The sequence below is a fragment of the Streptomyces sp. NH27 genome, assembly GCF_056859195.1.
Genome location: NZ_JACEGK010000232.1, coordinates 1 through 11733 on the forward strand (window position 1 = coordinate 1; position 11733 = coordinate 11733).

8 protein-coding genes are annotated in these 11733 nt (G+C 71.1%); 3 read left to right on the top strand and 5 right to left on the bottom strand.

Features of this window, described 5'->3' with window-relative positions:
• Window positions 1–107: 107 nt before the first annotated feature.
• Both AC13HU_RS19785 and AC13HU_RS19790 read right to left on the bottom strand, forming a co-directional pair.
• Complete coding sequence (locus tag AC13HU_RS19785; protein WP_483043228.1) at window positions 108–1103, bottom strand: DUF2510 domain-containing protein; 996 nt, start codon at window positions 1101–1103, stop codon at window positions 108–110.
• 57 nt (window positions 1104–1160) lie between these two features.
• Complete coding sequence (locus AC13HU_RS19790) at window positions 1161–2069, bottom strand: helical backbone metal receptor (RefSeq protein ID WP_483043232.1); 909 nt, start codon at window positions 2067–2069, stop codon at window positions 1161–1163.
• Window positions 2070–2204: 135 nt separating this feature from the next.
• Here AC13HU_RS19790 and AC13HU_RS19795 point away from each other — a divergent pair, with 135 nt between their 5' ends.
• Entirely contained in the window at window positions 2205–3113 is a 909-nt protein-coding gene (locus tag AC13HU_RS19795) for a 5'-3' exonuclease (RefSeq protein WP_483043233.1), read from the top strand.
• A 245-nt stretch (window positions 3114–3358) separates the two neighbouring features.
• Here the strand turns inward: AC13HU_RS19795 and AC13HU_RS19800 are convergent, their stop codons facing one another.
• Together AC13HU_RS19800 and AC13HU_RS19805 are read right to left on the bottom strand one after the other, a co-directional pair.
• Window positions 3359–7774, bottom strand: a complete 4416-nt coding sequence (locus AC13HU_RS19800; protein WP_483043229.1) for a polysaccharide lyase family protein — start codon at window positions 7772–7774, stop codon at window positions 3359–3361.
• A gap of 157 nt (window positions 7775–7931) precedes the next feature.
• On the bottom strand, window positions 7932–8282 hold the full coding sequence (locus AC13HU_RS19805; protein ID WP_483043230.1) for a hypothetical protein: 351 nt from the start codon (window positions 8280–8282) through the stop codon (window positions 7932–7934).
• Between the two features lie 401 nt (window positions 8283–8683).
• Here AC13HU_RS19805 and AC13HU_RS19810 point away from each other — a divergent pair, with 401 nt between their 5' ends.
• The gene (locus tag AC13HU_RS19810; RefSeq protein WP_483043234.1) at window positions 8684–9160 is read left to right on the top strand and encodes an NAD-dependent epimerase/dehydratase family protein; all 477 of its coding nucleotides are present in this window, start codon (window positions 8684–8686) and stop codon (window positions 9158–9160) included.
• Window positions 9161–9205: 45 nt separating this feature from the next.
• Here AC13HU_RS19810 and AC13HU_RS19815 read toward each other — a convergent pair whose 3' ends face one another.
• Window positions 9206–11137 carry a 2-isopropylmalate synthase gene (locus AC13HU_RS19815; protein ID WP_483043231.1) on the bottom strand — a complete coding sequence of 644 codons (1932 nt, stop codon included), beginning with the start codon at window positions 11135–11137 and terminating at the stop codon, window positions 9206–9208.
• A gap of 221 nt (window positions 11138–11358) precedes the next feature.
• Here AC13HU_RS19815 and AC13HU_RS19820 point away from each other — a divergent pair.
• Window positions 11359–11733 (top strand): FadR/GntR family transcriptional regulator (locus AC13HU_RS19820; RefSeq protein ID WP_483043235.1); only part of this gene is annotated, 375 nt, incomplete at its 3' end.

Below are 11733 nucleotides of genomic sequence, written 5' to 3' on the forward strand. Positions count from 1 at the left end.
ACCGTAGGCCGACTCGGCTGCCAGGGCTGTCAGGCGCCCGGGCCCGTCGGCTGCTCGGGCGCGTACGCGCAGGGCCGATCGGGAGGAGCCGCCCGGCGGGCGGGCGGTCAGACGCCGGCGCCGCCGGTGCTTCCGCTGGAGGCGCCGCTGCTGTCGGCCTTGATGCCCTGGGTGATCTGGTCGATGACGTCCTGGCCGGGCGCCTTGGCGGTGATGTCGAAGCCGAACCGGACGATGACGATCTGGCTGCTGTGGCTCGGCGACGGGAACGCCAGCGACTCGACGTACCCGCCGGTGCCGGACTTGGTGTTGACCTTCCAGCGGACCAGGTAGCCCTGCTGTCCGGCGACCGTGATCGCGTCGGACTGGAGCTGCTGGTGCGAGGTCGTCGCGCCGTAGGTGTCGGAGTTGTAGGAGGCGGCGGCGTTGCCCGCGATGTCCTGCTTGGCGGCCGCCTCGGCCGTGGTCGCGGTGATCTTCAGCGACTTCGCCGGCATCGAGTAGGCACCGCCGAGCGAGCAGGACTGCTGGCCGGTCGTGTCGTTCGGGCAGTCGTAGCTGCCGACGGAAATGCTGGCGCTGCCGTCCTGGGCGGTGCCGCCGGTCCAGCCGTCGAGCACCGGCAGGCTGATGCCGTCGAGGAGGTCGACCGCCGGGCCGCCGTCGGACGGGGCGCCGGGGTTGCTCGGGTCGTCCGGGTTCTGCGACCGCGGGTTCTGCGGCGGGCCGGTGCGGTGCGGCGGGGTGGCGCTCGGCGTGGGGTTGTTCTTCTTGTCCGCGCTGTCGTCGCTGTTCCCGCCCACCGCGACGACCGCGGCGACGATGCCGCCGATGACGACGAGCGCGACCACGATGGCGATCGCCACGGTGCGCGGGCGCCGGTTGCCGCCGCCCGGCGAGCCTATGACGTCACCCGAGGGGTACGGCGCGTAGGAGGGCGGGCCGCCGTAGAACTGCTGCCCGCTCGCGGGGGCACCGGCCGGCACGGGCGCCGTCCTGGTGTACTCCGTCCACGTGTTCCCGTCCCACCAGCGTTCCATGGCCGGGCCGTTGCCTGTGTGCCCGGGCTCTGGGTACCAGCCGGGCGGGGTCGTCGTCGTCACGGCGTCACCTTATGGCCCCAGCATGAGAATCCTGTAAGGACGGGGGTCACATCCCGGTCACGCCCCCGGCCCGGCACCGCCCGGACCGTGTCCCCGCCGCGGGCGCGCGCCGGGGGCCGACCGCGCCGGGTACGGCCGGGCACCGCGCAGCGCCGCCCCGACGACCGCGGGGGCCTCGACGAGCGAGGGGCCGTACCAGGTCAGATGCCGTCCGCTGACCAGCGCGGCGGGCAGCCCGGGGAACGACTCGGGGCCGTCGTCCGCGGTGAAACGGTAGGGCTCGTCGGGCAGTACGACGAGGTCGGTGGCGGGCAGGTCGGCCGGGTCGAAGCGCGGGTAGCGCTCGTCGTGGCCGGCGAGGACGTGGTCGACGCCGAGGCGGGCGAGCAGGTCGCCGGCGAACGTGTCACGGCCGAGCGCCATCCAGGGGCGGCGCCAGATCGGCACGATCGCGCGGGGGCGGCGCCCGGCCGCCGGTGCAAGCCCGCCGGGGCGTACGTGCTCGGGCCCGTTCGCGGCGTCGGGCTCATCCGCGGCGTCAAGCTCGTACGGGCGCGCGGCGTCGGGCTCATCCGCGGCGTCAAGCTCGTACGTCCGCACCGGTGGCACGTCGCGCCATGCGGACTCGGCGGCGTCCAGCCAGCCGGGTCGGCGCAGGCCGCATCCGTCGACCAGCACCCGGTGCAGTTCGGCGAACGCCTGCGGCAGCGAGCGGATCTCGGTGACCAGCACCCGCAGCCCGGCCGCACGCAGCTCGGCCAGATCCGGCGGGCGGTTCTCCTCCTCGTTGGCGATCACCAGGTCGGGGGCGAGGGCGGCGACCGCGGCCGTGTCCGGGTTCTTCGTGCCACCGATCCGCACCACGTCGAGGTCTGCCGGGTGGGTGCACCAGTCGGTGGCGCCGACGAGCAGGCCGGGCGCGGTCGCGGCGACCGCCTCGGTCAGCGACGGAACCAGGGACACCACACGGCGTACCGCCGGTCGGACGGGCTCATGTTCGGTCACCACCCCACGGTACGGCGGGCTGTCGGTGGGGCGTGCGATGCTGGCCGCGTGACGAACGAGAAGCCCGGCGGCGGCGACCGCACCGGCGGCGAGCTGTTGCTGCTCGACACCGCAAGCCTCTACTTCCGCGCGTACTTCGGGGTGCCGGAGTCGGTGCGGGCGCCCGACGGCACCCCGGTCAACGCGGTGCGCGGCCTGATCGACTTCATCGCCCGGCTCGTCACCGACCACTCCCCCACCGCGCTGGTGGCGTGCATGGACGCGGACTGGCGGCCCCAGTGGCGGGTCGATCTCATCCCCTCCTACAAGGCGCACCGCGTCGCCGACCCCGAGGCGGGCAGCGAGGAGGTGCCCGACACACTCTCGCCGCAGGTCCCGGTGATCGAGGCGGTGCTCGACGCGGTCGGCATCGCCCGGGTCGGCGTGCCGGGTTACGAGGCGGACGACGTGATCGGCACCCTGGCCACCGCCTCGACCACGCCCGTGGCCATCGTCACGGGCGACCGCGACCTCTTCCAGCTCGTCGACGACGACCGTGGGGTGCGCGTGCTCTACCCGCGCAAGGGCGTCGGCGACTGCGACGTGATCGACGCGGAGACCATCGCGACCCGCTACGGGGTGCGGGCGGACCAGTACGCCGACTTCGCCGCGCTGCGCGGCGACCCGAGCGACGGCCTGCCCGGGGTCAAGGGGATCGGCGAGAAGACCGCGGCCGAACTGATCACCCTCTACGGCGACCTGTCCGGTGTCCGTGCCGCCGCCGAGGAGCCGTTCTCCAAGCTCACGCCGGCCCGCCGCCGCAACATCCTCGCGGCGTCCGCGTATCTCGACGTCGCGCCCAAGGTGGTCCGGGTCGCCACGGATGTGCCGCTTCCCGCGTTCGACGCCGCGCTGCCCCACGAACCCCTCGACCCCATCACCCTCGAAGGGCTCTGCGAACGGTGGGGCCTCACCAATCCGGTCAAGCGCCTGCTCGACGCTCTCGCCCACCCGGCCGGGGCTTGACCCGGGGACGATGTGGGAGGGCTGGAGTGCAGTCGGCCCGTGGGGTGTCAGGGGCGGCTCGGGTCACCCTTGGTGTGGAGGTCCCGCTCGTCGGGGATCGTCGCCGCTCGGTAGTGGTCCCGCTCCTCGGTCCAGGACGCTGGTGACGGCGGTCGCCGACTGGTGGTGGCGTGCGTTCCGAACCCGCCGAGGGGATGAGCGCCGTGCTTGCCGGGCCCATCCCCTCAAACAGCGGTCCTGTCGGATTATCCGCCGATCGCGATCGCGTCGTAGACCAGCCAGGAGCCGGTCACGGTGGTGATCGTGATGGTGTTCTGCCCTGCGACGAGCTTCGTGTGGTCGAGGGGGTAGTTACGCGTGATCGGCGCGATCTTGTACGAGCTGTCGTCGCCGCCGTCGCCCCACCGGTACCCGTCGCCGCCGCCGTTGGGCAGTTGGTCGACGACCGGGGTGTCGCCGTTGAGCGATACGTCGATCTTGGGTGCGCCGAGCTGGTTGGTGTCGAGCAACCGGAGCGACAGCGTCAGATCTGTCGTCGAGGCTTTCGGCAGCGTGAACGTGAGGGCGAACGTGTGCTGCTTGCTGCCGGCCCAGGCGTCGGAAGGTCCGGGCTGGATGTAGCTCCATTGCGGTGCGGAGACCCCGGTGCCGGTCGCACCGACCCACGGTGTCGTCGCCGTCGGGTAGGTGGCGCCCGCGCCGGTCGAGCTCTGCTGGGCGGTGTAGGCGACGTCGTGGGGGAAGGCGGTGGGGTAGTCCGCGTAGTTGGTGGGGGCGAGGCCGAATTCGTTCGCGCACATCACCGGTGTGCCGCCACTGTAGGGCGCGGTCGGGGTGAGGCCGACACTGACGATGCCGTGCCCGGTGTAGGGGACGGAGATCTGCGAACCGGCACCCCAGTCGGTGACGGTCAGCGCGGGCGCCGTGGTGGGCTGGTCGGCCAGGTCCATCAGGTCAGCGGTGCTGACCTTGAACGGCAACCGCAGGTGCGCCGTGCCGGACTGGCCGGCCACCTCTAGAAGACGTGCGATCAGGGGGTGGGTCGGCGAAGAGAGCACCGGCGAGGCTTGCTTGATGGTCTCGACGGCGAGGTTGGAGGTGTCGACCGATGCCAGTGCCTCGTCGGTCGCGGAGTACGTCCCGGCCTGACCGGCAGGCAGCAGCGCCGCGCGCAGTGGCGACTGCACCCCCCACCCGTAGTGCGTCGCGGTGGTCGCGTCGAAGCCGTCGCTGTGGTCGGTGATCGAGTAGTTGAACGTGACCGGCCCGGACTGTGCGCCGTTGTAGTTGGTGGTCCACAGGTTGTTGAAGGCGTAGGAGAACATCGACCCGTTGGTGGGCAGGACACCGCTGAGGTCGGGGGACGGGCTGTTGTCCAGACGTCCGGGACGGGCGACGAGTTGCATGGTGCCGATGTGCCCGAATTCGATCAGCGGAGCGTCCGTCGAGCTCAGGGTGACCCCGCCGCCGCTGTTGGAAGCGTCGGCATAGCTGCCCATCGACTGCCAGTCCATCGCCGCGCCGGGCATCTGTCCGGCGCCCAGTTGCACCGGCGTGCCCGTGCCCTCGTAGGTGACCGTGGGGTTGTTCTCGAGGAACGGAAACGCGAAGTAGCCCTCCTCGGGCTGGGGAACCGTGTGCCCGCTTTCGGTGACGGTGTCCGCGAGGTGCTTGTCCATCGAGTCGGCGATGTCGACCCGCGAGGTGTTGGCATAGAGCGTGATCGTCGAGCCCAGCGACTCGACACCCGTGTCGTTCTTCGAAGCGTCCTTCCCGCCAGGTGTGCCCGGGTAGGCGACCTGCACGGTGACGCTGATCGGCCCGCTGGCCCGGACGGTCAGGGTCGGGTTCGACGGCGACCACTGGTTCGCGCTCGTCGAGGGCGAACCACCCTGGGTGAAGCTGTAGTCGCGCCCGGCGTTGCGGCGGTAGATGTACTGGTTCAGCGTCGACGACGCGCTGGAGTCCACCAGTTGGCGGCCGGTGACCCGATCCACGACCGAGGTGATCGTGCCGGTCTTCGGTGAGATCGTCACCGCGTAGTAGTGGTTCTGCAGCACCCCGGTCGTCGGGTTCCAGCTGAGCGACGGATCAGGTGGTCCGGCCGTGCTGCTCGCGGTGTGCAGGTCGTAGGTCCGGTAGCCGTCGGAGGGGACGCCCGCTGCGACGAACTCGATGTGGGTGCTGTCCACCGCTTGATAGGCAACGGCGGCGCCGCTGCCGCGCTCGACCAGTTGTCCGGCCCATCCGGTGGGGACGGGGGCGGTGACCAGTTCGGTGCGCGTCCAGGACAGCGGATTGAAGACGGCCAGCCCGGGGTCGGTGCCAGGATTGGCGATCTGTGCGGACAGCGATGTGGTCGCCGAGTCCATGGCATCCTGACTGAAGCGTGCCGCCTTGTCGGCGAATGCCTTCTTGACCGGCCACTGTGTCGGTGGATAGACCAGCCCCTCGTCGCCCCAGGTGTGTTCGGTGTAGAGGTTCTCGTCCTGGTACGCCGAGTCCACCAGGCAGGAGCGCGTCGGGTCCGGCGTGTTCAGCGTCCCCAGTGTCCCCAGCGTCTCGGCGTTGGTCGTGCGCGACTGGGCTTGCATGTTCTCGCCCGTCTCGAAGGCCGTCGAGCCGACCCCGTCGGACCACCAGTCGGTGTAGTCACCGCTGTGCACGGGCAGCGCGCTCACGTCCGTCGATGTCGGGTCGGGCATGAAGCCGTCCGGCGAGGTGGCGTGCTGCGCGGTGGTGGCGTCGGCGTAGAACCGCGACGGGGTGGACATCACGATGCGGGGATAGTCGTACTGCTGCGCGTAGTTGTGCAGCACGTCGGAGATCCCGATCATCGGCGGAGTCGAGTCCAGGAAGGTTTGCAGCGGGTAGACCGACTGCGGGTACCGGCCGACCTGGAGCCCTTCGAGCTCGGTCGACACGCTGCTCGTGAGGTTGTTGACGATCGGCGTCAGGTCCGACGGTTGGGCGATCGGCTGGTACGGCAGCGCGGGCAGGTCGCGACCGCAGTCGTTCGACCTGGGGGCCAGCGGGCACTGCAGCCCGGTGTTGACGGTCCAGAAGCCGTCGTAGTACCCGTTGGCCCCGAAGAACGTGAGGACCTTGCTGCCGTCAGGGGCCTGCCAGTTGAACAGTGTCGGGGTGCCCTGCCCCGCGTACGGGGTGCTGGACTGTCCCGCCGCCGGTGTCGCGGAAAGCGCGGTGTGACCCGGGTTGGCGCCGTTGATCAGGAGCTTCACCTTTTCCTGGGACAGCATCTGGATGTACTGGGCGGACACGCCGGACACGTCGTCCTGGATCGCGCTCACCGGGGATACACCGACGTGTGCCGCGAGAGCACGCGCCTTGGCCAGGCTGCGTATCAGTTGCTCCGGGCTGGCCAGGTCCTGCAAGTTGCTGTCGTAGCCTGCGGTGATCTCGATCTGCCCGGATGCGACACACGCTTCCAGACCTGCGATCTGCGTCGCGGAACGGTCGCTGAGGTAGTTGTCGAGCATCCAGGACTGCTCGACGGTCCAGCGGAACTTCTCGTTGTCCGCATAGTTCGCGGTCTTGTTGCACAAGGTCACCGCCTCGTCCAGGTAGGCGTCCTGCACCTGGCGGGTGGTGTCCTGGTCGTAGTGGTAGCCGATGTCAAGATGGCTGCCGTCGATGACATCCACCTGCCAGCGCTTCTGGTAGGGCAGGTTCATCGAGTACGTGCCCGACTGTCCGCCCAGCGCCGCGCTGATGTCGACCTCGGCCGGACCACCGGCCGGGGCCGGCGGCACCGCGACGCGCTGCGTGGACCGGCCCGCCGGAACCGTCAGGGAGGTGGTCTCGGTCTGCCCGCCGCTCATGCTCGCGGTGAAGGTCACCGCGCCGGAACCGGACGTGTTGTTCACACCGATATCGACCATCTGCTCGTCGATCCCGTGCGGGTCCTTCTTGAACAGCACCGTCGGGCTCATCGACAGAACCTGGACCTGGCCGGTCGAGGTCGGCGCCGGAAGCATCGTGACCGAGTCGTAGGCGGCCCACGACCCGGCGATGTCGGTGATCACCAGTGTGTTCGCCCCGGTGCGCAGATCCGCGGCCGGGACCAGGAAGCCCAACTGCGACGGCCGGGTCAGTGAGTTGCTGGCGCTGACCGCCCGATTGGCCCCGTAGGCGCCGACACCGCCGCCTGCCACAGCCGTTGCCGTGTCGGCCACCGTCCCGTTCGAGGTGATCCGCACGGACGGTGGCGCCGCGTTGTGCGTGTCGACGTAGCCGAGTTGGAGCGTGACGCCGCCCGCGGCCTGCGCCGCCGTGAGCGAGTAGTCGATCGTGAAGGGGTGCTGCTTGCTGCCCGCCCACGGGTCCGAAGGCCCCGGCTGGAGGTAGGACCAGTCGGCCGCCGTGCTGGTGCCCACGGTGTAGGTCACGTCGGACGGGAACCTGGCCGAGTAGTTGTTGTATCCACCGGGCGCAAGCGCGAACTCCGCATCGGACTGATCGGGCGTCCCGATCGTGAAGATCGGTTGGACCACTGGTGGCAGCGTCCCGAGCGCAGCCGCGCGGCTCGGCGCGAGCTGCGCCCCGAACCCGGCGATGACCACGGTGAGCAGCACGGCGAGCACGCGCCGGAACACCGGTCTGCCTGGTTGGCGGGGTGTCCCCATGGAAGGCACTGACATGATCGAACCTCCGAACGTTGTGAGTGTGAAGGAGTTCGAAGCGGACCGTGCAGCCGATCGCCTCGGCCTGGCGGGCCGGGCTCTCAGACCTCCTTGCGGCGGGATGCGGGCCCTGTCGAAGGGGCGTCCCGCTGGCATTCCGGGCAGCGAGGCCGGGTCAGGATCCGGCGAGCAGCGCTACGGCGACCGCGGATCCGGACCGGTAGGGGTGGGCCCAAACCCGCTTCAGGCCGATATCGTTGATCATCCGAGTCGGGACACCCGTCATGTCGGTGTCAGTGATGATCACCTGGGCCGGGCCGGTGCCGTCCCGAGGGTGATGCCCGGTCAGGCGCACGACCGGTTGTCGCGCGCGACCGCCCGGCTCGCGTCGCTCGGCGCTCGGGGGCGGCGTGATCACGGTGGGTGCCATCGGGCGTTCCCGATCTTCGCGCCGGCCACCGCGGCGCCGGTACTCCTGCCCCGGGAAGCGGTTCGCCGGCACTGAAGGGTCGTCGGCGAGCGCCAAATCCGTGCCCCTGTCAGCCGCATGCGTGGAGTACCTCCGATGCGAGTCGGTCCACCTGGCGCATGACCGGGGATGCTATCGCTATCATCACGTCCCTCCCCATACCCACACCTATAACGCTTCGGTAACGCCATCGCCGCATCCGCCATCTCCGGTGCCAGGTAAGGCATTTGCGCAGGCAGCGGCGTTGCGCATGCGAACCCGACTCCCGGCATCGCGCGGAAAATCCGACAACGAGCCCGCCCGGGGAAGCTTGATCAATATGGTAGCGATACCATTCAGCGGCCGGGAGTTGACCGCCCGCCCTCGCCCGGCGGCGCATCGCGGCGGTTCAGGGGAGCAGGACGCCGAGCGTCCGGGCCGACTCGGCGACGTGCGACAGGTCGGGCAGTCAGGCGTACCTGAGCGCCTACCACCACTCCTACGGCCTGCCGATCCTTCCGTTCCGGTTCTTCAACGTCTACGGGCCCCGGCGGCCCGCCGGTCACGCCTACGCCGCCGTGGTGCCGGCCTGGATCAGCGCAGCGAGCACCGGCCGGCCCCTGACGGTGCACGGCGACGGCCACCAGACCCGTGACTTCACCTACGTCGCCACCGTCTGCCGGGTACTGGCCCAGGCCGCACTGGGCGCGGTCGCCGACCCCGAACCGGTGAACCTCGCCTACGGCACCCGGATCACGCTGCCGGGACTCATCGCGGAACTGGAACGGGCGACCGGGACGGCGCTGTGCCCGCAGCACACAGCGCCCCGCCCCGCGGACGTCCGGCACTCCCACGCCGACAACACCCGGCTGCGCTCGCTGTTCCCCGAGGTCGAGCCGACCCCCCTGCGAGAGGGCCTGGACCGGACCGTCCGATGGTTCCGCGACACGGCCTGATCCGTCACCTCCCCCACTACGGAGGCGCGTTCGCGTCGGTGACCGTCATGACGCCTGTCCGCGAGCCCTGTTGGCGGCGGCCAGCACCGAACGGACCGAGGCGGTGAGTACCGAGGTGTCCTGCCCGGCGCCCCACCAGACGTCCTCGCCCGACCTGATCCGGACGTAGGCGACCGCGGCGCTGTCGGGGCCGGGACCGGTGGCGTGTTCCGCGTAGTGCTCGATGTGTACGGAGACGCCCGCGGCCGCCAGCGCGTCGGCGAGCGCGGACAGCGGCCCGTTGCCGGTGCCCGTGACCGTACGGCCGCGGTCGGACGCGTCCGGTGCGGTGGCGTCGGCACCGTGCAGGATGCCGGTGAACTCGTGTCGGCCCGGGGCGACTTCGGCGGCGCGCCAGCCGGTCAGGGTGAGCGGACCGCGGTCGGCGGGTGCGAGGTAGGCGGCCTGGAAGAGATCCCACAGCGCCTTCGCGGTGACCTCCTCGCCGCTGTCGTCGGCGGCGGCCTGCACGATCCGGGAGAAGTCGGCGCGCAGGGCCGGCGGCAGGTCCAGGCCGTACCGGTCCTTGAGCAGGTAGGCGATACCGCCCTTGCCGGACTGGCTGTTGACGCGGATCACCGCTTCGTAGTCGCGCCCGAGGTCGGCGGGGTCGATCGGCAGGTAGGGCACGTCCCAGGGCGCCTGGGCCGGCGGCAGGCCCAACTCGGCGGCGCGGCGGGCGTGGTGCTCGAAGCCCTTCTTGATGGCGTCCTGGTGGGTGCCGGAGAAGGCGGTGTGCACCAGGTCCCCGACGTAGGGGTGGCGGCCGGGCACCGGCAGGCGGTTGCAGTACTCGACGGTGGCGCGGATCGCGTCGATGTCGGAGAAGTCCAGCATGGGGTCGACGCCTTGGGTGTGCAGGTTCAGCGCGAGGGTGACCAGGTCCACGTTGCCGGTGCGCTCGCCGTTGCCGAACAGGCAGCCCTCGACCCGCTGCGCCCCGGCGAGCAGGGCGAGTTCGGCGCAGGCCACGCCGGTGCCGCGGTCGTTGTGCGGGTGCACCGACAGGATCACCGCGTCCCTGCGGTCGAGATGGCGTTGCATGTACTCGATCTGGTCGGCGTAGACGTTGGGCGTGGCGATCTCCACGGTGGCCGGCAGGTTGTGGATCACCGGGCGGTCCGGGGCGGCGTCCCACAGCTCGGTCAGGCCGTTGCAGACCTCCAGGACGTAGTCGGGCTCGGTGAGGTTGAAGACCTCGGGCGAGAACTGGAAGCGCACGCCGGGCCGCCGGTCGGCGAGCCGGGCCATCAAGGTCGCCGACTCCTCGATCAGCGACCGCAGTTCGGCCCGTTCCCGGCCGATGACGACCTCGCGCCAGACCGGTGCGGTCGCGGTGTACAGGTGCACCACGGCGCGCGGCAGTCCCGCGATCGAGGCGAAGGTCCGCTCGATCAGGTCGGCCCGGGCGGCGGTGAACACCACCACGGTCACGTCGTCGGGCACCGCGCCGGACTCGATGAGGTGGCGGACGAAGTCGAAGTCGGCGCGGCTCGCCGAGGGGTAGCCGACCTCGATCTCCTTGAAGCCCATCGCGACCTGGACGTCGAACATCCGGCGCTTGCGGGCCGGGTCCATCGGTTCGGCGAGCGCCTGGTTGCCGTCCCGCAGGTCCACCGGGACCCACAGGGGCGCCTGCTCGATCCGCTGGAAGGGCCAGTACCGTCCGCCTGCGGTCCGCACCTCGACACGCTCCCGCGCGGGGCGGTAGCGGTGGTACGGCATCGCGCTGCCGCGCTGCGGGTTCCACCAGGGGGCGCTCTCGGGGACCGGGCCGGCCGGGGTGCGCAGCGCGGGGGCGGCGGCATCGCCGTCGGGGCCGCTTCCGGTGGAGGCGTCGGGCCGGGCACCGGACACGGCGGCGGTCGGTCGCGATGTGGTGTGCGGGTCGCCCGGGCGGGCGCCGCCGCCCGGGTGGTCTGCGGTGTGCGTGGTCATGACGGGGCCGTTCCGTTCGTGGTCGCCGGTGGTCGACCGGCAGCACGAAACCCCGCGGCGGGGTGCCGGTCTCTCAGGCCCCGCCGCGGCGGCCGAGAAGAAGGCTCCACTGCGTCATGGTGGATACCTTAACCACATCTCAGGTCCTCAGACAAGCTGAGAGGTCATTCCAGCCGATAGAGTCGGGCCCCTCAAGGGTGGACGAAGAGGTGGAGACGGCGATGACGCTCGGTTCGCTGCGGCCCAGCCCGCTGGTGGAGCAGGCGGCGGAGCGGCTGCGGGAGCAGATCACCGGCGGGCAGTGGCCGGTGGGCACCAAGCTGCCCGGCGAGACCACGCTCGCCACCCTGCTCGGCGTGGGCCGCTCCACCGTGCGCGAGGCGCTGCGGGCGCTGGCCGGCGCGGGAATGGTGCGGACCCGGCAGGGCGCGGGGGTCTTCGTCATCGCCGACCGCCCGGTCCAGGACTGGCCGGCCCGGCTACGGCGCGCCGCCCTGGCCGACGTCTACGAGGTGCGCGCGATGCTGGAGGTCCAGGCCGCCCGGCTGGCGGCGGTCCGGCGTACGCCCGAGGACGTGGCGGCGCTACGGGTGGCG

Coding starts and splice junctions, on each gene's coding strand:
- AC13HU_RS19800 (WP_483043229.1), bottom strand. CDS start 7,774: ATGTCAGTGCCTTCCATGGGGACACCCCGCCAACCAGGCAGACCGGTG.
- AC13HU_RS19815 (WP_483043231.1), bottom strand. CDS start 11,137: ATGACCACGCACACCGCAGACCACCCGGGCGGCGGCGCCCGCCCGGGC.